Source organism: Fulvimarina uroteuthidis, from assembly GCF_034321785.1.
GTDB lineage: Bacteria > Pseudomonadota > Alphaproteobacteria > Rhizobiales > Rhizobiaceae > Fulvimarina > Fulvimarina uroteuthidis.
The window spans coordinates 942,028-962,578 of the sequence record NZ_JAXLPB010000002.1 but is presented as its reverse complement, the minus strand read 5'-3'; the positions used below and the strand labels follow the sequence as shown (position 1 = coordinate 962,578).

The following is a 20,551-nucleotide window of genomic DNA, read 5'->3' as shown; positions in this document are numbered from 1 at the left end:
TCGTCAGCGCCCCGCGATCGTCATTTCGGCCACCCGCAAGGTGGGCACGACGGTCGAGAACCGCGTGTCGAGATCGTTCGCGGCGGTAAGCGACAGGAGCATCTCCCTCAGATTGCCGGCGATCGTGATTTCGGACACCGGCCGCGTGAGGACGCCGTTCTCGATGAGGAAGCCGGACGCGCCGCGGCTGTAGTCGCCGGTGACGAGGTTTGCGCCCTGGCCGATCATCTCGTCGACATAGAGCCCGCGCCCGGTTTGCGCGATCAGCTCCGCAGGCGAGAGCGAGCCCGGGGTGAGGATGACGTTCGTCGGCGCGGGCGACAGGCCGGCGCCGTAGCGGGCGGCCCGGCCGTTGGTCTCGAGACCGAGCTCCCGTGCGGTCGCCGTGTCGAGGAGCCAGGTTTTGAGGACGCCGTTCTCGACCAGCGTCATCGGGGCGCCCGCCACCCCTTCGCCGTCGAAGGGCCGCGAGCCCGGCCGCCGCTTCAGGGTCGGCTCGTCGGTCAACGTCATGGTGTCGGGCAGGACGGGCTCGCCCATGAGGTTTTTCAGAAAGCTCGTGCCGCGCGCGATGGCCGCCCCGTTGATCGCCGAGACGAGGCTTGCGATGAGGCCGCGCGAGACGCGCGGATCGAAGACGATCGGCAGCCGGCCCGTGGGCATGCCGCCGGGGTTCAGCCGCTTCACCACCCGCTCGCCCGCCCGCCGTCCGATCGCCTCGGCATCCTCGAGATCGACATGGTGAAGCCGTGAATCGAACTCGTAGTCGCGCTGCATGGCGGTGCCCTCGCCGCCCAGGACGCTGACCGAGCGCGAAAAGCCGGACCGCATGCGGTGGCCGCGAAACCCGTGCGAGGTGGCCAGAACCAGGCTCGACGTGCCGGCGCCGGCGCTCGCCCCGCCCGAATTCGTCACGCCGGGAACCGCGCGCGCGGCGTCCTCCATGGCGAGCGCGGTGGCGCGCAGCGTGTCGGCGGCGATCTCGGTCGGATCGTACAGGTCGAGATCGAGGATCCTGTCGACGAGGCGTTCCGGGTCCGCAAGGCCGGCGAACGCGTCCGGCGGCGAGACCTTCGCCATCGCGACGGCGCGCTCGGCCAGCATCGACAGGTCCGAGCGTGTATCGCCCGAGACGCTGGCGACCCTGTTGCCGACGAAGACGCGCAGCGACACGCTTTCGGTTTCGGAGCTTTCGGTCTCCTCCACCTTGCCGAGGCGAACCTCGACGCCCCGGCTGGTGGACGTGGCGACGGCGACGTCGCACGCGTCCGCGCCGGCCCGACGCACCCGGTCGAGAAGGCTTTCGGCGACGTTCAGAAGCCGCGTCGTGTTCTGGTCCATGAAAATGCCGATCCGTCGAGAATTCTATGGACCGCATCTATTGTGCGAGCCTTCTGCCATCAAGGCTTCCGGTTTATGAGCAAGGGATACTACAATGCAATGATACGCCCTGAGTCGACGGACGATCCTTGGAACACGCGAACACCCAATTTCTGGAGATCGTCCTGCTGCTGGGCGGCGGCATCGTCGCCGGAACCCTGTTCAAGCGGATCGGTCTCGGGACGGTGCTCGGCTATCTCGCCGCCGGAATCGCCATGGGGCCGCTGCTCGGCCTCATCCGCGACGGCGAGAAGATCCTGCATATCGGCGAGCTCGGCGTCGTTTTCCTGCTCTTCATCATCGGCCTCGAACTGAAGCTCTCGCGGCTGTGGGCCCTCAGGCGCCAGATTTTCGGGCTGGGCGCCGCCCAGGTGATCGTGACCGGCGCGCTGATCGGCAGCGCCGCCTTTCTCATGGGTTTTTCCGTTCCCGCCGCCTTGGTCATCGGCAGCGGGCTCGCCTTGTCCTCGACGGCATTCGGCCTGCAGATCCTGGAAGAACAGGGCGAGACCAACACGCGGCACGGCCAGGCGGCGTTCTCGGTCCTCTTGTTCCAGGATCTCGCGGTCGTTCCCATTCTGGCGATGATTCCCTTTCTCGCGCCCTATTCCTCCGACACCGAGATCAGCCTGGCGCAGATCGCGATCTCGGCCGCCGCCGTGGTCGGGCTGATCGTCGGCGGGCGGTTTCTCCTCAACCCGCTCTTCCGGATCATGGCCTCGGCGGGCGCGCGCGAAGTGATGCTGGGGGCGGCGCTGTTCGTCGTGCTCGGCTCGGCCATGCTGATGGCTGCCGCAGGGTTCTCGATGGCGATGGGGGCGTTCATCGCGGGCGTGCTGCTCGCCGAATCCTCCTATCGCCACGAGCTGGAAGCCAATATCGAGCCGTTCCGCGGCCTGCTTCTCGGCCTGTTCTTCATCGGCGTCGGCCTGTCGATCGATCTCGACGTCCTCGCCAGCGACTGGCTGGTCATCCTCTTGGCCGCCCCGATGATGATGGCGACGAAGGCAGCCCTTCTCTACGGCTTGTCCCGCATCTTCGGCGAAGGTCACGAAAGTGCGCTGCGCGTGTCCGCTCTCCTGTCCCAGGCCGGCGAGTTCGGCTTCGTCATCTTCTCGGCCGCCGCCGCCGACCGCGTGTTTTCCGCGGAAGTCTCCTCGCTTCTCATCGCGATCACGACGCTCTCCATGGCCCTGACGCCGCTGTCCACCTATCTCGCGACGCTTGCGATCAGCCGTGGCGAGGACGAGGACGAGGAGCAGATGGACGAGGATTTCGCGGGTGCCGGCTCCGACGTCCTTCTCATCGGCTTTTCCCGCTTCGGCCAGATCGTCGCGCAGGTGCTGCTGTCGAGCGGGCGGGACGTCACCATCCTGGATTCGTCCGCCGAGCGCATCCGCACGGCCACGAATTTCGGCTTCCGCATCTTCTTCGGCTCCGGCATGCGCAAGGACGTGCTCGAGGCGGCCGGCATCCGCCGCGCCAAGCTCGTCGCGATCTGCACCAACAAGCAGGAGACGACCAACCGCATCGTCGATCTGATCCGCGAGGAGTTTCCCAACGTCAAGCTCTACGTGCGCGCCTACGACCGCGTCCACGCGCTGGCGCTCAGGGCGCGCGGCGTCGACTACGAAATCCGCGAGACCGCCGAATCGGCGCTTGCCTTCGGCGGCGCGACGCTGACCTCGCTCGGCGTCGAGGAAACCTTGTCGCGGCGGATCGTCGACGATGTGCGCCGGCGCGATGCCCAGCGGCTGAAACTGCAGGAATCGGAAGGCTACAGTGCGGGCGCCGACATGATGGTCACCCGCGCCGTTCAGCCCGAGCCGCTCGTCGAGCCCCATGCCGCGCTTCAGGCGGTCGAGAATGCGGGCGACGGCTCGGAGCGCTTGGGCGAGGTGATCGACGAGACCGCACCGCTGCGCCGCCGGCGCGGCCGGCCCTTTCAGGGGCGGCGCCTGAGCTTCCGCAAGAAGGCCGAACGCTAGATCGCCATGCGTCTCGTCAGACGCATGGCGATCCAGCGGCTTCGATCGTTTCAGGCATCGGGCTTGCCGCGTTCGCCGCCGCGTTCGCCTAAGGGATGGCACCCCGGGAGACGGTGCGCCCGAGCCGTCGCGGAAGGACGATCTATTCGTCCGGCTTGCGAAGCTCGGAGGCGAGTTTCAGGACTTCCGTCCCGTCCTCCTGTTCGATGAGGTAGGCCTCGTTGCCCTCTTCGCCCTTGCGCGTGATCTCTGAGCCCTTGATCTTGCGCGTCACTTCCTCGGCCCAATGATCCTTCACCTGTCCCTTCGCAGTGCCGTTGCCCCAGTCCCAGGCGACATGCTGGCCTTTTCGAAATGCGACCATGACGGGTCCTTTCCCTCCGATTGCGTTGGTGGAGCCTGAAGTTCGCGTTCGCAGACATGGTTCCGCTTCGCCCCCCGCCGATGGGCGCTTTGTCGCAACCGCCCGCCGCGGCGATCGCGACGCGGAACCCGATCCCGTCCCATGCGGTTTTGGCTTTCGAGTTTCCACCGAGACCCGAAAGCCGGTTGCCATACGCCCATGAATCCGCGTCTTGCCCACCATGCCGAGATCGTCGGCCTGTCGATCGTCGATCCGGAGACGTTCGAGATCGAGCGCCAGACGCTCGACGACGGCCATCGCGTCTGTTTCCGGTCGGGCGAGGCCGTCAACGACGAGCGGCTGCGCAAGCGGATCGACGAACTGGTGATTCCGCCCGCCTGGACCGACGTGCGCATCTGCATCGAGGGCAGCGGGCATATCCAGGCGATCGGCCGGGACGAGAAGGGCCGGCTGCAATATCGCTATCACGACCGGTGGGTGGACGTCCGCAATGCGGTGAAGGCGGAGCGACTCATGCGGTTCGGCAAGGCCCTGCCGAAGCTTCGCAAGGCCGTCTCGAAGGACATGAGACGCAGGCAGCGCGACCGAAAGTTCGCGGCGGCGACCGCCACCCGTCTCGTCGACCTTGCCGCCATGCGGGCCGGCCACGAGAAATATGCGGCCGATGGCGGACGCGGCGTGTCATCCCTCACCCGCAAGAACCTGCGCATTCGCGAAACCCGCGTTGCGGTCCTGAAGTTCACCGGCAAGTCGAACCGCAAGCACGAGATCGAGATCCGGGACCGCAAGCTCGTCGAAAATCTCGCGGCCGTGCGCAAGGTCGAGGGTTCGCGCCTGTTCAAGTTCGCGGGCGACCAGCGCAAGAGCCGCAAGATGACGGCCGGCGTCCTCAACACCTATATGCGCGACGCTTCCGGCAAACGGATTTCGGCGAAGGATTTCCGCACCTTCCACGGCTCGGTCGAGGCGCTTCGGTTTCTCTGCCTGGACGAAAAGGCACTGACGGCCGAAACGGAGGCAAAGAAGAAGAAGGCTGTCGCCGCCGCCATGCGGTCGGTTTCGGAACGCCTTCGCAACACGCCGGCCGTCGCCCGCTCCTCCTATGTCCATCCCGGCATCATCACCGCGTTCGAGGCCGGCGAACTCTCGCCCGACCTGATGAAGGGCCGGACCCGCGCGGGACTCAACCAGGAGGAGACCGGGCTGATGCGTTTCCTGGAAGGCGCAACGCCTGAGTGATGTGCACTCTTCAGCGCGCGAGCGCCGAAGCCTCGCGCGCCGTGCCCGCCTCGTTCGCTCCGACGATCTCGGTGAAGGCGCCGGTCTCGATGCCGCGCTCTCTGGCCTCGATCGCACCGGCGATGGCCCGCTTCACGTCTTCCTTGATGAGGCCCGTCGCCCCGAGAATTTCCTGCGCGCGCAGGAAGTCGAGCACCTTGTAGGGCGACACGCGCGGGCGGACGAGAATGTCCGGGGGGTCGGCCCGCACCTTCAGGTCGATGAGCGCCTGCATCATCAGTTGCGACGATCCGATCATCGCATCCATCGTCGTGGGGATGAGCGTCGGATCGCCGTCCGGTCCGCCATTGACGTCGACGGCGACGACGATGTCGCAGTGCCCCTTCAGCCGGTCGTAGGGCACGGGATTGTAGATGCCGCCATCGACGAGGATGCGGCCCTGGCGGCGCACCGGGCGGAACACGGCCGGGAGCGCGGAGGACGCGGCCACGGCCGAGACGATCTCGCCGCTGTCGAGTTCGCATTCGAGCCGGCGATAATAGTCGGTCGCCATCACGCCGAGCGGGATCGCCAGCGCGTCGAAGGTCTTGGGAACCTGGGGCGGCAGGAAGCCGGCGACGATCCGCTCCACGTTGAGCTGACCGATGCGGAACCCGCCGTCGTGCAGGAAATCCTTCAGGCTCGGGGCGCGGGTCTGCCAGAGCTTGGCGACGATGTCCCGGCGGTGGGAGAACGTGCCGACGATGAACTCGGCCATTTCCCGGGCGTTCAGCCCCGAGCAATAGGTCGCGCCGAGGATCGCGCCGATCGAGGAACCGACGATGCGATCCGGCTTGACGCCGAGTTCGTCGAAGGCCTGGAGCACATGAATGTGGGAGATGCCCCGCGCGCCGCCGCCGCCCAGTGCAAGCCCGATCCGCACCATCTGCCGTTCCCCTTCCCCGTCAGATCACGCGCCAGCGGGGCCGACGGTGATCACGGTCGGCTCGACGCTGAGAAGCGCCTTGGCCGCCGCTTTCACCTGCTCCATCGTCACCGCGTCGATCTCGTCCTTGCGCGTGTCGATATAGTCGATGCCGAGATCGTCGAGCTGGATCCCGACGAGGGTCTTGGCGATCGAACCGGACGAATCGAGATTGCGCACGGCGTAAGACCCCTTCACATAGGTCTTGGCCATGGCGAGTTCCTCCTCGCTCGGCCCGTTCTCGGCCATTCGCGTCAACTCGTCCCGGATGATCCGAATGCTTTCCTCCGCGGCGTCCGCGCGGGTCGCGGTCGAAACGCCGAGGATCGCGGCGTGATTGTAGCTCGCGAGCCAGGAACCCGCGCCATAGGCCAGACCGCGCTTCTCGCGGATTTCCTCATAGAGCCGCGAGGTGAACGAGCCGCCGCCGAGAATGTGGTTCATGAGATAGGCGGCGAAGAACTCCGGATCGTCGCGCTCGACCCCCGGCAGGGCGAACTGGATCGTCGTCTGGGGTACCGCGAGCTCGACGGCGACGCGTTCGCCGAAGGTCGGCTCGATATCGGCGACGTCGGCAAGGTCCGGGGATTGCCGCAGATCCCCGAAGATCTCGTCGAGAACGGTCTTCAGGCGGTCCGGAGTGATGTCGCCGACGACGCCGACGACGAGATTGTCCTGCGCGAACTTTTCGGACCGGAAGGCTTCGAGATCGCTCGCCTCGATCGCGCCGAGGCTCTCGACGGTGCCCTCGGTCCGCCGGCTGTAGGGATGGTCGCCGAAAAGGGTCTCGCTGAAGGCGTCCTTGGCAAGCGTTTCCGGATCGTTCTCGCTGGCCTTGATGCCCGTGACGATCTGGCCCCTGATGCGCGAGACCGGCTCCTCGTCGAAGCGCGGGTCGGACAGCGCCAGCCCGACGAGATCGAAGGCCTCGTCGGAAAACTCGGTGATCGCGTTGATCGAGCCGGTGAAGTCGTCACGGCCGGCATCGAAGCTGAGCGAGACGCCGAGATCGTCGAGCTTCCTCTGGAATTCGGCGCTCTCGATGTCGCCGGCCCCCTCGTCGAGCAGGCCCGACAGAAGGTTGGCAAGTCCCGCCTTGCCGTCCGGGTCCTGTGCGGAACCGGCGCCCTTGAAGGCGAAGTCCATCGCGATCAGCGGGTTGGTGTGGTCTTCCACGAGGAGGGCTTCGATCCCGCCCTCGCTCGTCACGGTCTGGATCTCGACGGCCCGTGCGGCCAGCGGAAAGACGAGGGTCGCGGCGAATGCGGCAAGGCCCAGGAGGTGGGAACGTTTCGAGACGATCATGGGTCGGGTCCATTTCGAAAATATGGCCGGCAGGACGGGCGCAAGGGGTGCAAAGGGCGCCTTTCGCCGGCAAACAGTCGGGGCGAAGCGGGGCAGGGTGCCTTATGAGGGGCTTTCGACCATGGGTTCGCCTTCCGCGGGCTCGTTGGGAACAGGTGTCAGCGAGGCCGGGCTCGGCGCGGGTTCACCCGGCTTGCCGGTCGCATCCGCCGGCGTCGTCGCCTCGGCGGTCTCGCTCGCCTCCGGCAGCAGATAGCCCGTCACCGAGCGTTCGGGCTTCAGATATTTCCGAGCCACCGCGTTCACATCCTCGACGGTCACGGCCTCGATCCGCTCCGGCCATTTCTCGACATCCTCGATCGTGCGCCCGGTCGCAAGCGCCGTGGCATAGCGCTGGGCCATCGCGGTCTGGCTGTCGCGCAGATAGATGACGCTCTTGCGAACCCGGTTCTTGGCGCGCTCCAGCTCCTCGTCCGTAATGCCGTTCTCGATGAGGTCAGTGATCGCGGCATCGGTCGCGGCCTCCACCGCCTCGAGGCTCGCCCCGCCGCGCGGCGTGCCGTAGAGCACGAAGGTTCCGTCGTCGAGGGCCGAGCTCTGGTAATAGGTGCCGGCGCTTGCCGCGATGCCCTTCTCGACGATGAGATCTCGGTAGAGCCGGCTGGTGGTGCCGCCCCCGAGGACGTCGGACAGGATGTCGAGCGCCGCCGCCTCGTTGTCCTCGGCCGTCGTTTCGGACGGCACGAGGTAGGAGGTGTTGAAGGAGGGTTGGGTGACCCGCGCATCGCGAAGCGTCACGGTGCGCTCGGCCCGCGGCTCCGGTTCGGACGGGCGGTCCCGCTCCTCGATCTGGGCGCGCTGCTCGATCTTGCCGTAGGTCTTGTCGACGAGCGCGCGCACCTCGTCCACCGACACGTCGCCGGCGATCAGAAGGATGGCGTTCGAGGGCGTGTAGTACTTGTCGTAGAAGGCGATCGCATCGTCGCGCGTCAGGCTCCTGATCTCGTCTTCCCAGCCGATCACCGGCGTGCCGTAGGGCGAGTTGACGAACATCGTCGCCTGGACGATCTCGGAGAGCTGCGCGCCCGGCTCGTTGCCGACGCGCATGCGGCGCTCCTCGAGAATCACGTCGCGCTCGGGCAGGACCGTTTCCTCGTCGAGCACGAGATTGCTCATCCGGTCGGCTTCGTAGGTCATGATCATTTCGAGCTGGTCGGAGGCGACCTGCTGGTAATAGCCGGTATAGTCGTCCGAGGTGAAGGCGTTCTCCTGGCCGCCGACTTCGGCGACCTTCCTGGAAAACTCACCTTCCGGATAATTCGACGTGCCCTTGAACATCAGATGTTCCAGGAAATGGGCGACGCCGCTTTCGCCGGGCGCCTCGTCCGCCGCGCCGACCTTGTAATAGATCATCTGGGTGACGACGGGGGCCCGCCTGTCCGGCAGGACGACGACCTGAAGGCCGTTGTCGAGGGTGAACGTCGTCACCCGGTCCTCGGGGACCTCGATGTCCCGGACGTCAGGCGCATCGGTTTCGGCGTCGGGCGTCTCGGCTGTCTGCTCCTGCGCCTGCGTCTTCGTGCCGGCGTCCTGCGCGAACGCGGCCGGCGCGAACGCCACCGACAAAGCGAGGGCTGGAACGAGAGCGAGGGCGGCGGTTCGGCGGGTGGTCGCGGCGATCAACGGGCGGTCCTTCGTGCGATGAACGATGTGTCGAACAAGATATGGCGGCGCGGCGGCGGGGATGCCAGTTACGGTTTGGTTAGAACCCCGATGCCGCAGCTCGACCGCACGGTCCGGCCTTGCCCGACCCCGTGAGGGACAGGTCCGGCGCGCATGCAGGCGTATAATGCCGGCGTATAAGATCTATGACGGCGCCAGCGTGAGGAAACGCAGGATCGATTCCCCGACCTGGCGCTCGTCGGAGATCGCGAACCCCGACGGCGCCTCGAAGGGGCTGGACGCGGCCTCCTCGACGACGAGGAGCGCGCCCGGCTTCAGCCAGCCGCCCTCGCGCGCCGACATGAGGGCCTTTTCGCCAAGGCCCCTGCCATAAGGCGGATCGGCGAAGACGAGGTCGAAGGGTTCGAACGGGCGCGCGTCGCCGAGCTTCGTCGCATCCCGCCGATAGATCTTGGTGCGCCCCTGCAGGCCGAAAGCCTCGACGCTCGTGCGGATGAGGCCGCGCCCCTCCACGCCTTCCTCGATGAACAGGCAGAACCGTGCCCCCCGCGACAAGGCCTCGCAGCCCAGCGCCCCGGTGCCCGCGAACAGGTCGAGCACCCGCGCGCCGTCGATCCTGACGGCCGGATGATGGGACAGGATGTTGAACAGGCTCTCGCGCATCCGGTCGCTTGTCGGGCGGATCGCGTCGGTATGCGGAGAGGCGAGCTTGCGGCCCCTGAATTCACCGCCGACGATGCGCATGGATCAGCCCTTGTCCCGGCCGGGTGATCGCGGCTTGGGCGGCCGGCCCCCCGGACCCTCGCTGCGCGGGCCGGCCCCGCGCGGGCCTGGACCACGCGGGGCACCGGGTCCCGACGGGCGCGTGCCCGGCTTGCCCTTGCCCCCGCCCGATCCCGGGCGCGATGCCCGGCGCTCGGGGTCGGCGCGCCCCGTGCGCCTCGGCGCCTCGCTTTCGTCGGCCGGGCGGTCGCGCCAAGGCTTGGAGCCCGGGGCCATCCACACGTTCGAGCGGCGGCGGCCTTCGGTCTCCGGCTGGCTATCCGGCCGGTCGTCCGAGCGCGCGCCCGGCTTTGCGCCGAACTTGCCGCCCCGGTCGTCCTTGCCGAACTTCGGCGCGCCGGGCTTGCCGCGATCGCTGCCGAACTCGCGCTTCGGCCCGCCGCTTCTGCGGTCACCCCGATCCGCGCCAGGCTTGTCGCCGAACTTGCCCCGCGGCTTGGTGTCGAGCCGGCCGAGCGCGTCCTCGCGCTTCTTCTCGCCGAACTTCTTGCGGTTCATCTGGCCGCCGGCCGAGACCCAGTCGCTCTTTTCCGGCTTCTCGGTCTTGGCCTCGACGGTCTTGTTGGAGAACGGCTGGGCGATGGGACCGTCGAAATCGGCGCCCGATTCCTCGATCAGGCGATCGCCGAGCTGGTCGCGCAGCGTCCGGCCCTTGACCTCGCGCACCGCGCCCTCTTCCAGATCGCCGAGCTGGAAGGGCCCGAAGGAGAGGCGGATGAGCCGGTTCACGTCGAGCCCGAGCGCGCCGAGAACGTTCTTGACCTCGCGGTTCTTGCCCTCGCGAAGCCCGAGCGTGATCCATACGTTGGCGCCCTGCTCGCGGTCGAGGGTCGCTTCCATCGCGCCGTAGAACACGCCGTCGACGGAAATGCCGTTGCGCAATTCGTCGAGCTGGGCCTGCTTGATCGTGCCGTGCGCGCGCACCCGGTAGCGCCGGAGCCAGCCGGTGGAGGGCAGTTCCAGAACCCGGCTGAGACCACCATCATTGGTGAGGAGCAGGAGGCCTTCGGTGTTGATGTCGAGACGACCGATGGACAGGACGCGCGGCATGTCCTCCGGCAGACGGTCGAAGATCGTCCTGCGGCCTTCGGGGTCCTTGTTCGTCGTCACCGTTCCGGCCGGCTTGTTGAACAGCCAGAGCCGCGTGCGCTCGGTCTGGGGCAGCGGCGCATTGTCGACCTCGATCCGGTCGGTGGGCTTCACGTCGAGCGCGGGCGAATCGATGATCTTGCCGTTCACCTTCACGCGCCCGTCGGCGATCATGCCTTCGGCGTCGCGCCGCGAGGCGACGCCCGCGCGCGCAAGCCGGCGCGCGATGCGCATGTCGACGGGCTGGGCCGAGACCGAGGAGGCGTCCTCGACGGGACGGCGCCTGAAGCCGCCGCCTTCGTCGCGCGGCCGTGCCGCGCCGCGTTCCCCGACCTTGTCGAAGCGCTTCGCCGGGCGGTCGCCGCCGCGTTCGGGCCGGTCGCCCCGCGGCTTGAAGGCGCGCTCGGGACGCTCGGTGCGCTGCGGTCGATCGGCTCGCGGACGGCTGTCGCCACCCTCTTCGCGGCGCTCGAAACCGGTCTTGCGCTCGCCGTCGCGAGACCCGGCGAACGGCTTGCGCTCGCCGCGCGGGGCCTCGCTCCTTGCGGGACGCTCGCCGCGCGGCGCGCCTTCGGCGGGTCTTGGACGGGGCGCGCCCTCGCCACCGGCAGGCCGGTCATGGCTGCGCATGCCGTAACTCTTGGGCTTACGCGGCGCCTCGCCCTCGCCGGCCCCGCCATGGGACTTCATGCCCCGGCTTTTCGGCGTGAAGGGCTTCGCCCCGCCGCCCTCGGTCCTTGCATCCCGGCCGCGCGGCTTTGCGCCGGACGCGGCCTTCGCCGGCTCGCTGCCGGCGCCGGGACCGCTGCGGCGGAAACCGCCTGCCGTCGGCCGGCCGCCCTTGGGACCGCCGCGCTTGTCACTGTCGTCGTCACTCATATTATCTTGTCCTGCGGGCGGTCGGCGTCTTGACGCTGGAGGGCCCATCAACGCGGGGCGCCTTTCGTCAGACGCCCGAAATCCGTTTGCGTCCATTGCTGGCGCGTTTGTGCCAAGCGCTCTATCAGGTCGCGGCACGCTTGGCGAGAGAGAGGACCCGATCCCATGACCCGGCGCTTCATGGACGAGGCTCTCGAAGAGGCCCGCGCGGCGGCCCTGCGCGGCGAAGTTCCGGTCGGCGCGGTGATCGTGAGGAACGGAGACGTGGTCGCGCGCGCCGGCAACGAGACGCGGGCGCGCAACGATCCGACGGCCCACGCGGAAATCCTCGCCATACGCCGCGCCTGTTCGGCCCTTGCCGCCGAGCGGCTGACCGGGTGCGATCTCTACGTCACGCTGGAGCCCTGCGCCATGTGCGCCGGTGCGATCTCGTTCGCGCGGCTGAGGCGGCTTTACTTCGGCGCGGCCGACGCGAAGGGCGGCGCGGTGGAAAGCGGCGGCCGGTTCTTCGCCCAGCCCACCTGTCATCATGCGCCGGAGGTCTATTCCGCGCTTTCGGAGACCGAGAGCGCGGCCCTCCTCAAGACGTTCTTCGCGGCGCGGCGCTCGTCGGACCCCGAGCCCTGATGGCGCGCGGCCGGCATCCTAGAACGGCAGGAGATCGCCGACCTTGGAGAAGAGCGATTCCGAGCCGCGCAACCGGCGCTGCTTGACCTCTTCGTCGAGCCCGGGATCGCCGACGGGGGCCGCCGCCGAGGGCCGGCGATATTCGAGCGGAGGCTCGGACAGGTAACGCCGCTGGTTCTGGTTCGCGGCGCTGTTCTGCGCGATCCGCTCCCTGACGAGCGCGGATCGGCTCCGCAGTTCGGCGGGCGAGAGCGTGATGGATTCGTCGCGGCTTCTGACCTCGGCGAAATCGTAGCCATCGCCGCGCGTGCGATCGAGATAGTCCTGGGTCACGCCGGGTTTCGGGCCCGTCATCTGCGAGACAGGAACCGCGCCATCGCCGCTATAGGCCGCCGACTGGATGCGCTGGCGGCGCTCGAACTCGGTCTCGGGACGGGCGGCCGGCTCTTGGGGAGGCGGCAGGATGCTGGTGTTCTCGGGCGTCCGCAACTCCGGGCGCTCGGTGTAGGCGATCGGCTCGGAATCGCCGCCCGATCCGAAGGAGACCACATTGTTCAGATCGTCGAACAGCATCTCGCCCTGGCTCGTGCCGGTTCCGTAGGTCGGACCGAGGCATCCCGAAAGCGCCACGACGCCGGCGAGAAGTGCGACATGGCAGGTGGGCCTGGCGAAGAGCCGGTGTGTCGTCGAAATCATCATCAATGAGCCCCCTCGGCTCCCATCCCATTGGGCGCGCATCAGGCCCCCACCGTTCCGCGCTTCGTCGTACCCGAAGGCCCTGCCACCGGAATCGGGCGACAATACGCCTTTCCCTGCGGCAGCCGACACGATCCTTAGAACTTCGTCAACCGCTGTGGCAAGGCCGCACCGCTCGCGGCCCTGCACCGTGCTGCGTCGTCAGGCCTTTTTCAGGCAGCGGGCGTCAGCCGTCCCGCTGCCTTCAGTTCGCGCAGCGCCTCGGCATCGCGCCGCGAGACGTCGGGATATTCGGGATCGGAGCCGACATCGCCGGTGATCTTCCACGAGCGGGCGCATTTGATGCCCTCCGCCCGGGCGAAGACGACGCCGACGCCCGGAGCGTCGGGCAGGCGAAACGCATCGGCCGGCCCCTCGCCGCCTTCGATGGTGAGCCCTGACGTGATCGCGACCTCGGCGAAATCGGTGGAGGCGGCGACGGCGCGGAGCCCATCGTCGAGAATGTGAACGGTCGGCCAGGCTTCGAGCGAGGAGCCGATCGTCTTTGCCCGGCGCTGTTCCTCGAGCGCGCCCATGACGACGCGGCGCACCTTGCGGATGTCGCGCCACCGGGCCGCCAGCGCATCGTCGCGCCAGGACGCGTCGACCGCGCGGAACTGTTCCAGATGGACCGACGCCGCCTGCGGATAGCGCGACAGCCACGCCTCTTCCATGGTGAAGGGCATCATCGGGGCGAGCCAGGTGACGAGCCGGTCGAAGATCTCCCGCACCACCTGCAGCGCCGCCTTGCGGCGCACCGAGGACGGGGCATCGCAATAAAGAGCATCCTTGCGGATGTCGAAGTAGAAGGCCGACAGCTCGACGACGACGAAATCGAGAAGCGTGCGGGCGATGCGCTTGAAGTCGAACGCGTCGTAGCCCTTGCGCACGACCTCGTCCAGCTCGGCGAGGCGATGGAGCATCAGGCGCTCGAGCTCCGGCATCTGCGCATGGGGCACGCTCTCGCCGGTGTCGTGGGCGAGCGTGCCGAGCATCCAGCGGACCGTGTTGCGCAGCTTGCGATAGCTGTCCACATTTGTCTGCAGAATGGTCTTGCCGAGGCGCAGATCCTCCGAATAGTCGGACGAGACGACCCACAGGCGCAGGATGTCGGCGCCGGACTGCTTGATCACCTCCTGGGGGGTGACGACGTTGCCGAGGGACTTCGACATCTTGCGCCCCTCCTCGTCCATGACGAAGCCATGGGTCAGCACCGCGTCGTAGGGCGCACGGCCGCGCGTGCCGCACGCCTCCAGCAGCGAGGAATGGAACCAGCCGCGATGCTGGTCGGAGCCTTCGAGGTAAAGGTCCGCCGGCCATTTGAGATCGGATCGCCTTTCCAGGCAGAACGCGTGGGTCGATCCGGAATCGAACCACACATCCAGAATGTCGCGCACCTGCCGCCACGTCGCACCGTCGTGCTCGTTGCCGAGGAAGCGCTCCGCGGCGCCCTCGGCGAACCAGGCATCGGCCCCCTCGGCCTCGAAGGCTTCGAGAATGCGGGCGTTGACCGCATCGTCCTTCAGGATGTTGCCGTCCTCGTCGGCGAAGATGCAGATCGGCACGCCCCATGCCCGTTGCCGGGAGAGGACCCAGTCCGGCCGATCGGCGATCATGCCGCGCAGGCGGTTCTGGCCGGACGCCGGCACGAAGCGGGTGTCCTCGATGGCCTTGAGGGCGCGGTTGCGGAGCGTGTCACTGTGTTCGCTCACGCTGTCGCCGCTGGCGCGGCTTCGCTCCGCGGGGGCGGCCTTGTCGGCCGACGCCCGTTCGGGCTTGCGACCTTCGGTCGGAGCGTCCGTCCCACCCATCCCGTACCCGCCGAGATCCTCGTCCATATGGACGAACCATTGCGGCGTGTTGCGATAGATGATCGGCTTCTTGGAGCGCCAGGAATGGGGATAGGAATGCTTCAGCCGACCGCGCGCCAGAAGATGGTTGCGCTCGATCAGCGCCGCGATCACACGGCTGTTGGCATCGCCCTTCTTGCCCTTGTCGTCGATGACGCGGGCAGGCCCCTCCGGGGCGTCGGGTCCGAAGCCCGGCGCTTCCTTTGTATAAAAGCCGGCATCGTCCACCGGGAACGGGATCGTCGCGTCGATGCCGCGCGCTTCGAGCGCCCGCCGACCGTCGATGAACGCCTCGAAATCCTCGCGCCCGTGGCTGGGCGCGGTGTGGACGAAGCCCGTACCCGCATCCTCCGTCACATGCGCGCCGTACAGCAGGGGGACGGGAAACGCGTAGCCACCGGCGAGCCCCTTCAAGGGATGATCGCAGAGAAGGTCTTCGAGATCGGACGGGGCCACGTCCGCCACCCGCTGCCAGCCGCCTTCCGGCACGCGGCCCTTGGCGAAGACATCGGCGGCCAGCGCATCGGCCAGAAGATAGCGCTCTCCATGCATGGCCCAGCGCGGGTTCTCCGCGTCGTCCGGGGCCGTGACTTCATAAAGTCCGTAAGCGACACGGTCCGAATAGGTGATCGCCCGGTTGCCCGGGATGGTCCAGGGCGTCGTGGTCCAGATGACGATAAACGCTTTGCTATCAGCAACCCTATCGTAAAGCTCCCCTTTGCTAGAAGGGAACCGATTTCCCTGAACCGGAAACTTCACCCAGACCGTGTCGGATTCGTAATCCTGATATTCGACCTCGGCTTCCGCCAGCGCCGTCTTCTCCACCACCGACCACATGATGGGCTTGGAGCCGCGATAGAGCTGGTCCGACATGGCGAACTTCAAAAGTTCGCCCGCGATCACCGCTTCGGACGAGAAGCGCATGGTGAGGTACGGATCCTTGAAATCGCCCTCGACGCCGAGACGGCGGAACTCCTCGGTCTGGACGCCCACCCAGTGCGCGGCGAAATCCCGGCACTCCTGGCGGAATTCGTTGGTCGGCACCTCGTCCTTGTTCTTGCCCTTCGCCCGGTACTGCTCCTCGATCTTCCATTCGATCGGCAGGCCGTGGCAATCCCAGCCCGGCACGTAGTTGGCGTCGTATCCGCGCATCTGGAACGAGCGGGTGATGACGTCCTTCAGCACCTTGTTCAGCGCGTGGCCGATATGGAGATTGCCGTTGGCATAGGGCGGGCCGTCGTGCAGCACGTATCGGGGACGGCCCTCGCCGGCCTTTCGCAACTGGCCGTAAAGGTCCATCGCGTCCCATCGGGCGATCCATTCCGGCTCGACCTTGGGAAGCCCGGCGCGCATCGGAAACTCCGTCTGCGGCAGGAACAGGGTCTTGGAATAATCGACGGTCTCCGGCGTGGTCTCGCCCGGCGTTTTCGTCTCGCTCATCGGTCTCGTCTGTCCAGAATGGCGGCCACGTCATCGGCGAAAGCGGATCGCGGCGCGTTGGAAAATTCGGTGTCGCGTCCGCTCGAAATGGCGGATACGCAGGCGCGTGATGCGTCGTCCCGGTCCCTCGTCGCTCGATGGTGAACGGCGGTCAGAGGGCCGGGCGGCTAATTCGTATGACCCGAAGGGAGAAGCGCGCCTTTAACATGCGCCGTCTTTAGCAAGCGTTGACCGGATTGGGAAGAACGTCGCGCGCCCGCGCCCACGCCCCTCGTTTCGCCCTACCAGACGTCGCGGTCGAGCTTGTCGTAGATCAGCCTGCGCATGGTGCGGGCCGCAAGAGCCGGCGCCAGGCGCCCGAACAGCCAGCCCGCCCGGTTCGCCGGACCCGGCACGCTCAAGGCGCGCCCCGCGCGGGCGGCCTTCAGGATCGCTCGCGCGGCGTCCGCCGCATCCATGCGCCTGTCGTCGCGGGCGCCGGGCGGCGCGTGCCGCTCGGCCTGTGCGGTCTTCATCGGCCCCGGACAGGCGAGCGTCACCGAATGGCCGCGCCGTCTCATGGGCCGGGCAATGCTCCGCGCATAGACGGCAAGCGCCGATTTGGAGGCGGCGTAGCTTGCCGCGCCCGGATAGCCGACGAAGTGCGACAGCGAGGACACGAAGACGAGCCGCGCCCGCGGAGCCAGCCCGCCTGCGCGCACCAGCCCGTGGGCAAGCACGATCGGCGCTTGCGCGTTCACCGCCAGAACCGTGCGGTGGGCCTCCACCGGAATCTGCTCGAACCGTCCCGTCGCCGAGACGCCGGCATTGAGGACCACGAGATCGTAGGGCCCGCGCGAAAGCGCGACGTCCAGCGCGCGATCGACCTCGCGCGGCACCGACAGGTCGGCGCGGAGCGTCACGTGGGGGCCTTCGCTGCGATCGAGGCCGACGATCTCGAAACCGTCGCGGACGAGTTCGCGCGCCATCGCCTCGCCGAGACCTGCCGCAGCACCGGTGATCAGGGCACGCTTCATCGGCGCATTCCGGAGCCGATGAGATGGGCGAGCGTCGCCGCGGACCCGAGGACCGCGCGCGAACGTCCGGCCTCGACCGCGCGCTCCACCATTGCGGCCATGCGCTCGGGGCTCGCGAAGAAGCGGCGAAGGCCCTTCGGATCGAAGCCGGCCTTTTCGTGCATGCCGGTCGCGATCGGCCCCGGATGGATCATCGACACGGCGACGCGGCCGCGCCATTCCTCCCCGAGCGCCCGGGCGAGCGCGTCGAGCCCGCCCTTGGACGCGGCATAGGCGGCAAGGTTCGCCGAGCCGGTGCGCGCGACCGAGCCGATCAGCACGAGGCGGCCCGAAGCGGACTGGAGACGGGCAAACAGCGCATGCGACAGGAGGAGCGGCGCTTCGAGATTGACCGCGAGCGTCCGGCGGACGGACGCCGTATCCTCGTCGAACGGGTCGCCGTAGGTTCCGGTCCCGGCATTGAGGAAGGCGAGATTCAACCGATCGATCCCCGCCTCCGCAAGCCTCGTCTCGATCGCCTGGCTCGCCGCATGCGGATCGGCCTGGTCGGCGGCGACATAGATCGCGCCCTCGGGCAGAGGCCCTGGAAACCGGTCGCGGCGGCCGGCGAGGATCAGGCGGTAACGCCCCTCCAGCCGCCGGGCGAGGCAGAGGCCGAGGCCGGAGGTCGACCCGGTGACCAGCGCCACGGGACGCCGCGCGGGGCCGTCGCTCAAAAGACGAGCGCCCGGTCGAGCGGCGAGAGCGGCGACAGGTCCGCGAGCATCGCGCGGGCCTCCGCCGCATCCTTGTCCATCTGGACGACGAGCGCCTCGGCGCTGTCGAACTTCACCTCGCCCCGCAGCCGCGAGACCACGGCGACCTCGACGGTCTCGCCGTAGAGATCGCCGGCAAAGTCGAACAGGAAGGTTTCGAACAGCGCCGCCCCGTCGTCGAAGGTGGGGCGCCGGCCATAGCTCGCCACGCCGTCATGCAGCGTTCCGTCGGCGCGCCGGAAGCGGACGGCGTAGATGCCGTGGGCGAGAAGTTCGTCCTCGAGAACCAGATTGGCCGTCGGATAGCCGAGGGTGCGCCCGAGCTTCTTGCCGTGGACGACCTGGCCGCGGATCGTGAAGCGATAGCCGAGAAGCCCCGCGGCCGCCTCGACGGCCCCGCTCCGGAGCGCCGTGCGGATGCGACTCGACGAGATGACGGTGCCGCCCTCATCGTCGAATTCGGGAACCAGCGTCGCGCCGAAGCCGAACCGCGCGCCCGCCGCGACGAGGCTGGCGGGGGTGCCGGAGCGCCGTGCGCCGTAGTGGAAATCGAACCCGGCCACGACATGCGCCGCCCCGAGGGCGCCGGCGAGGATATCGGTCTCGAACGCTTCCGGCGCGATGCCGGCGAAGGCGCGGGTGAAGTTCTGTTCGATCACCGCGTCGAAGCCGAGAAGCCCGAGCAGCCGGGCCTTCATCGGTGCCGGCGTGATGCGCGCAACGGGCGCGTCGGGGCTGAAAACCGTGCGCGGATGCGGCTCGAAGGTAAGGCACAGAAGCGGGCGGGCGTCGGCGCGCGCAATGTCGTGCGCCTTGCCCAGGACCGCCTGATGGCCGCGATGCAGCCCGTCGAAATTGCCGATCGCGACGACGCCGCCCCGCAATGCTTCGGGGCAGTCCGCGACCGCTCCGAGGCGGCGGATCGCCTTGTGCTGCGCGGTCTCGCTCACTTCAGGGCCGGCATGAAGTAGCGCGCGGCAAGACCGTTCTGGTCCAGAAGCCGCGTCACGCTCTCGGCGCTCGGATCGCCCGCGTTCAGTTCGTCGCCGTGGATGCCGCGGGTGATGAAGAGCGCGTCGACGCCGAACGCATTGGCGCCGCGAATATCCGTGGGCATTCCGTCGCCGATCGCCAGGATCCCGGCGTCGGCATCCTCGCCCAACCCCATCGTCTCGCGCGCCAGCTCGTAGATCGGGCGGTGCGGCTTGCCCGCGAACGCGACCTTGCCGCCGAGGCTTCCATATTCGCGGGCGATCGAACCGGCGCAATAGATCAGCCGCTCGCCGCGGTGGACGACGATGTCGGGATTGGCGCAGATCATCGTCAGTTCGCGCTCGCGCAGATCCCGCAACAGGTCGCGATAGTCGTCGGGCGTCTCGTTCTCGTCGTCGAAGAGGCCTGTCGCGACGATCCGCGACGCCTCTTCCAGCGGAACGAGGTCCACGCCGAGATCCTTGAAGACATCGAGATCGCGCTTTGGCCCGAGATGGAAGATCGCGCCTTCGCCCTTTTGGATGAGGTCGCGGGTCGCATCGCCCGAGGTGACGACATGATCATAGGCGTTGCGGTCGAAGCCCATGGCGTCGAGCTGGTCGATCACGCCATCGTGCGGGCGGGGCGAGTTGGTGAGGAGAACAACCTTGACGCCGTCGTGCCGGGCCGAGGTCAGAGCATCCTCGGCGGAGGCGAACTTCGAGACGCCGTTGTGAACCACGCCCCACACGTCGCAGACGATCGCGTCGTAGTCGCGCGCGATCTCCTTGAGGGCGTCGATCCTTCGCACGGGGTGGGCGCTCGCCTCGGCCATTCGGTCTCCAGTTCGTCAAAAGCTCAAGACTTGGCGTTAGGGGCAAGACGGGAGCGCGGTCAAGACTGGGACCTTGCGTTGCGGCCGGACCGCCTCCACATCCGGGCCAGGCCGCGACATTTTTTGCAAGTCCCCGCTTGACGCGCCCGCGCCCCATCGCCTATCTCCGGCCCTGTTAGCACTCTCCCTCGGAGAGTGCCAAGACCATTCATTCGCCGGATGCCTATACCTCTCGAAGGGTCCGGCAGTCGCACAACAAGGGTTCCAAGAACATGGCAGATGCGAATTTCCGTCCGCTCCACGACCGCGTGCTCGTTCGCCGCGTCGAGTCCGAAGCGAAGACGAAGGGCGGGATCATCATTCCCGACACCGCAAAGGAAAAGCCGCAGGAAGGCGAGATCGTCGCCATCGGCACCGGTGCGCGCGACGATTCCGGCAAGGTCATCCCGCTCGACGTCAAGGCAGGCGACCGCGTCCTGTTCGGCAAGTGGTCGGGCACCGAGGTGAAGCTCGGCGGCGAGGACCTGCTGATCATGAAAGAGTCCGACATCATGGGCGTCGTCGGCTAACCCGGCCGCACCGGACCCCAACGCACTCTTTTTCATTCGAAATCAACAAGGCGTGGCCTTTGACGGCGCGCTGAGGAG

Annotated in this window: 17 protein-coding genes; 4 read left to right on the top strand and 13 right to left on the bottom strand. The window is 67.8% G+C overall.

Annotated elements, in window-relative coordinates; translation table 11 throughout:
• Nucleotides 1-3: 3 nt before the first annotated feature.
• Nucleotides 4-1,347 (bottom strand): TldD/PmbA family protein, encoded by a 1,344-nt coding sequence (locus tag U0C82_RS09265; protein WP_322186894.1) that lies wholly within the window; start codon nt 1,345-1,347, stop codon nt 4-6.
• A 122-nt stretch (nt 1,348-1,469) separates the two neighbouring features.
• Here U0C82_RS09265 and U0C82_RS09260 point away from each other — a divergent pair, with 122 nt between their 5' ends.
• Nucleotides 1,470-3,368, top strand: a complete 1,899-nt coding sequence (locus U0C82_RS09260; protein WP_322186775.1) for a monovalent cation:proton antiporter-2 (CPA2) family protein — start codon at nt 1,470-1,472, stop codon at nt 3,366-3,368.
• A gap of 142 nt (nt 3,369-3,510) precedes the next feature.
• Here U0C82_RS09260 and U0C82_RS09255 read toward each other — a convergent pair whose 3' ends face one another.
• A complete protein-coding gene (locus tag U0C82_RS09255) occupies nt 3,511-3,732 on the bottom strand; it encodes a hypervirulence associated TUDOR domain-containing protein (protein ID WP_322186774.1) in 222 nt (73 codons plus the stop codon).
• A 198-nt stretch (nt 3,733-3,930) separates the two neighbouring features.
• On the opposite strand from U0C82_RS09255, the gene U0C82_RS09250 reads away from it, so the two are divergent.
• The gene (locus tag U0C82_RS09250; RefSeq protein WP_322186773.1) at nt 3,931-4,971 is read left to right on the top strand and encodes a DNA topoisomerase IB; all 1,041 of its coding nucleotides are present in this window, start codon (nt 3,931-3,933) and stop codon (nt 4,969-4,971) included.
• A 10-nt stretch (nt 4,972-4,981) separates the two neighbouring features.
• Here the strand turns inward: U0C82_RS09250 and U0C82_RS09245 are convergent, their stop codons facing one another.
• The 5 genes from U0C82_RS09245 to U0C82_RS18945 all read right to left on the bottom strand — a co-directional run bounded on the left by U0C82_RS09245 (nt 4,982) and on the right by U0C82_RS18945 (nt 11,674).
• Nucleotides 4,982-5,896, bottom strand: a complete 915-nt coding sequence (locus U0C82_RS09245; protein WP_322186772.1) for a patatin-like phospholipase family protein — start codon at nt 5,894-5,896, stop codon at nt 4,982-4,984.
• A 24-nt stretch (nt 5,897-5,920) separates the two neighbouring features.
• A complete protein-coding gene (locus tag U0C82_RS09240) occupies nt 5,921-7,240 on the bottom strand; it encodes a M16 family metallopeptidase (protein ID WP_322186771.1) in 1,320 nt (439 codons plus the stop codon).
• Between the two features lie 102 nt (nt 7,241-7,342).
• Complete coding sequence (locus U0C82_RS09235; protein ID WP_322186770.1) at nt 7,343-8,923, bottom strand: M16 family metallopeptidase; 1,581 nt, start codon at nt 8,921-8,923, stop codon at nt 7,343-7,345.
• Nucleotides 8,924-9,106: 183 nt separating this feature from the next.
• A complete protein-coding gene (gene rsmD / locus U0C82_RS09230) occupies nt 9,107-9,667 on the bottom strand; it encodes a 16S rRNA (guanine(966)-N(2))-methyltransferase RsmD (RefSeq protein ID WP_322186769.1) in 561 nt (186 codons plus the stop codon).
• Nucleotides 9,668-9,670: 3 nt separating this feature from the next.
• Nucleotides 9,671-11,674 (bottom strand): pseudouridine synthase, encoded by a 2,004-nt coding sequence (locus U0C82_RS18945; protein WP_416186642.1) that lies wholly within the window; start codon nt 11,672-11,674, stop codon nt 9,671-9,673.
• Nucleotides 11,675-11,839: 165 nt separating this feature from the next.
• Here U0C82_RS18945 and U0C82_RS09220 point away from each other — a divergent pair, with 165 nt between their 5' ends.
• Nucleotides 11,840-12,301, top strand: a complete 462-nt coding sequence (locus tag U0C82_RS09220) for a nucleoside deaminase (protein WP_322186768.1) — start codon at nt 11,840-11,842, stop codon at nt 12,299-12,301.
• Nucleotides 12,302-12,319: 18 nt separating this feature from the next.
• Here the strand turns inward: U0C82_RS09220 and U0C82_RS09215 are convergent, their stop codons facing one another.
• From U0C82_RS09215 to U0C82_RS09190, 6 genes are all read right to left on the bottom strand, one after another.
• On the bottom strand, nt 12,320-12,997 hold the full coding sequence (locus U0C82_RS09215) for a hypothetical protein (protein WP_322186767.1): 678 nt from the start codon (nt 12,995-12,997) through the stop codon (nt 12,320-12,322).
• A gap of 212 nt (nt 12,998-13,209) precedes the next feature.
• The gene (ileS, locus tag U0C82_RS09210; protein WP_322186766.1) at nt 13,210-16,326 is read right to left on the bottom strand and encodes an isoleucine--tRNA ligase; all 3,117 of its coding nucleotides are present in this window, start codon (nt 16,324-16,326) and stop codon (nt 13,210-13,212) included.
• A 281-nt stretch (nt 16,327-16,607) separates the two neighbouring features.
• A complete protein-coding gene (locus U0C82_RS09205) occupies nt 16,608-17,342 on the bottom strand; it encodes an SDR family NAD(P)-dependent oxidoreductase (RefSeq protein ID WP_322186765.1) in 735 nt (244 codons plus the stop codon).
• Nucleotides 17,339-18,058, bottom strand: a complete 720-nt coding sequence (locus U0C82_RS09200) for an SDR family NAD(P)-dependent oxidoreductase (RefSeq protein WP_322186764.1) — start codon at nt 18,056-18,058, stop codon at nt 17,339-17,341. Before U0C82_RS09200 ends, U0C82_RS09205 begins: the two co-directional genes overlap by 4 nt.
• Nucleotides 18,055-19,047, bottom strand: coding sequence for a bifunctional riboflavin kinase/FAD synthetase (locus U0C82_RS09195; protein ID WP_322186763.1), 993 nt, complete (start codon nt 19,045-19,047; stop codon nt 18,055-18,057). The genes U0C82_RS09200 and U0C82_RS09195 overlap by 4 nt, the downstream gene beginning before the upstream one ends.
• A complete protein-coding gene (locus U0C82_RS09190) occupies nt 19,044-19,904 on the bottom strand; it encodes a TIGR01459 family HAD-type hydrolase (protein WP_322186762.1) in 861 nt (286 codons plus the stop codon). The genes U0C82_RS09195 and U0C82_RS09190 overlap by 4 nt, the downstream gene beginning before the upstream one ends.
• A 272-nt stretch (nt 19,905-20,176) precedes the next feature.
• Between U0C82_RS09190 and groES the strand changes: the two genes are divergently transcribed.
• Nucleotides 20,177-20,473, top strand: coding sequence for a co-chaperone GroES (groES, locus tag U0C82_RS09185; RefSeq protein WP_322186761.1), 297 nt, complete (start codon nt 20,177-20,179; stop codon nt 20,471-20,473).
• Nucleotides 20,474-20,551: the final 78 nt, after the last annotated feature.

Bases quoted from the DNA above. Each gene is read 5' to 3' on its own strand.
- U0C82_RS09255 (WP_322186774.1), bottom strand. From the start codon at position 3,732: ATGGTCGCATTTCGAAAAGGCCAGCATGTCGCCTGGGACTGGGGCAAC.
- U0C82_RS09250 (WP_322186773.1), top strand. From the start codon at position 3,931: ATGAATCCGCGTCTTGCCCACCATGCCGAGATCGTCGGCCTGTCGATC.
- U0C82_RS09245 (WP_322186772.1), bottom strand. From the start codon at position 5,896: ATGGTGCGGATCGGGCTTGCACTGGGCGGCGGCGGCGCGCGGGGCATC.
- U0C82_RS09240 (WP_322186771.1), bottom strand. From the start codon at position 7,240: ATGATCGTCTCGAAACGTTCCCACCTCCTGGGCCTTGCCGCATTCGCC.
- rsmD (WP_322186769.1), bottom strand. From the start codon at position 9,667: ATGCGCATCGTCGGCGGTGAATTCAGGGGCCGCAAGCTCGCCTCTCCG.
- U0C82_RS18945 (WP_416186642.1), bottom strand. From the start codon at position 11,674: ATGAGTGACGACGACAGTGACAAGCGCGGCGGTCCCAAGGGCGGCCGG.
- U0C82_RS09220 (WP_322186768.1), top strand. From the start codon at position 11,840: ATGACCCGGCGCTTCATGGACGAGGCTCTCGAAGAGGCCCGCGCGGCG.
- U0C82_RS09215 (WP_322186767.1), bottom strand. From the start codon at position 12,997: ATGATTTCGACGACACACCGGCTCTTCGCCAGGCCCACCTGCCATGTC.
- ileS (WP_322186766.1), bottom strand. From the start codon at position 16,326: ATGAGCGAGACGAAAACGCCGGGCGAGACCACGCCGGAGACCGTCGAT.
- U0C82_RS09205 (WP_322186765.1), bottom strand. From the start codon at position 17,342: ATGAAGCGTGCCCTGATCACCGGTGCTGCGGCAGGTCTCGGCGAGGCG.
- U0C82_RS09190 (WP_322186762.1), bottom strand. From the start codon at position 19,904: ATGGCCGAGGCGAGCGCCCACCCCGTGCGAAGGATCGACGCCCTCAAG.
- groES (WP_322186761.1), top strand. From the start codon at position 20,177: ATGGCAGATGCGAATTTCCGTCCGCTCCACGACCGCGTGCTCGTTCGC.